Genomic DNA, 1260 nt, shown 5'->3' on the forward strand with positions numbered 1-1260 from the left:
GGGTGCATATCAAATTGTCGTTTATGCCACATTTTTAAATTCTGTATTAACCATCTTGATTACTTTGTCCCATTGTCCATTCATATGTGCCACCCTTAAATTTAGCATGTGCTGCGCACCTTGTTTAGTCCACCTTTGTCCAGAAACATTCGCTTTTGAATCACGGTCCTGTGTGCTGATTCAATTGCACCAGAGCCTATGATGCCTATGCCCATTTGCTTATATGATTTGTAGTCCATGCGATCCTGATTGGCACGGTAATATTCAAGCACCCTGTTAGTGGCCTCACTTTTAGGGGCAAGCTTCTCAATATTGTCCATAACTCGTTCTAATTGGCTGGACAATAACAAAGCTTGTTGCATCCCTGTCCATACCCTTCTTGACTGTTCATCTTTAAAGTGACTTTTTGCAAACTCATGGAGGTATTCTAGCGCATGGTAGTAATCCAGGATAGAGACTGCACCATCAAAACTATCTTCTATCCAGTTCTTTATCCATTTGGCTCCATCGCTGAGAAAGACCAGCCTTGGTCCACTTTTTTGATAGGGGGTTATCAGCTTGTAGAGCATGTCGGTGAAATCTCCACAAACACCCAAATAGGCCAAATATTGTGACTTTTTTATCCATCCAGGCGTTTTACCGTCCTTTTTCACGCAATCCGATGATTTGAACAGCCGCCCCAACTTTACCTCCTTCCAACCATCTTCCCTTGTCAATACCATGGAGCCGTCCAATTCAACATATAGGGTCTCGTCTTTATCGGCAATGGGCATACAGCGTTCGTTAAGCCCTTCATTGACCAACTGCTTACCATAAGTATCAGTGACACGGTAGATTTGTGCACTGCCAATGTCTATATCAAGAAATTTCTTGAGTGTTTCATTGCTATTGCCATAGCAATCTTGCTGGCCTGCGTAGATCATCAACTCTTGCAGGAACGGACTAATCTGGAAACCGTTCTTGCCTTTGGAAAATTCGATTTCATTGCTTATTTCTATCTGTCCCAGAGTAGTGAAGTTTTTTTTTACGCCGATCATTGGGGACATCTCCTATGTTTGTTTCCAAAACCTGTTGTCCTAAATCTTTCCAAATGCCTACAAACTGTTTTTCATAATCATAAAAATTATCAAGTTTGTTCAATGCCTGTAGCGAATCATAACGATTGGCTGCCAATCTTAAAAATTCTCCCTTTGTCATAACTTTAGTCGTTTTCTTTAAATTTAAACATTATAAAAAAAAACGACAATTTGATATGCACCC

2 protein-coding genes are annotated in these 1260 nt (G+C 40.6%); both read right to left on the bottom strand.

Annotation, left to right across the window (positions count from 1 at the left end):
• Positions 1-101: 101 nt before the first annotated feature.
• Entirely contained in the window at positions 102-1037 is a 936-nt protein-coding gene (locus AAOP42_RS01505) for a hypothetical protein (RefSeq protein ID WP_349526684.1), read from the bottom strand.
• Positions 982-1197, bottom strand: coding sequence for a hypothetical protein (locus AAOP42_RS01510; RefSeq protein WP_349526685.1), 216 nt, complete (start codon positions 1195-1197; stop codon positions 982-984). The genes AAOP42_RS01505 and AAOP42_RS01510 overlap by 56 nt, the downstream gene beginning before the upstream one ends.
• Positions 1198-1260: the final 63 nt, after the last annotated feature.

This window comes from Reichenbachiella sp. MALMAid0571 (assembly GCF_040151475.1).
GTDB lineage: Bacteria > Bacteroidota > Bacteroidia > Cytophagales > Cyclobacteriaceae > CAXBNB01.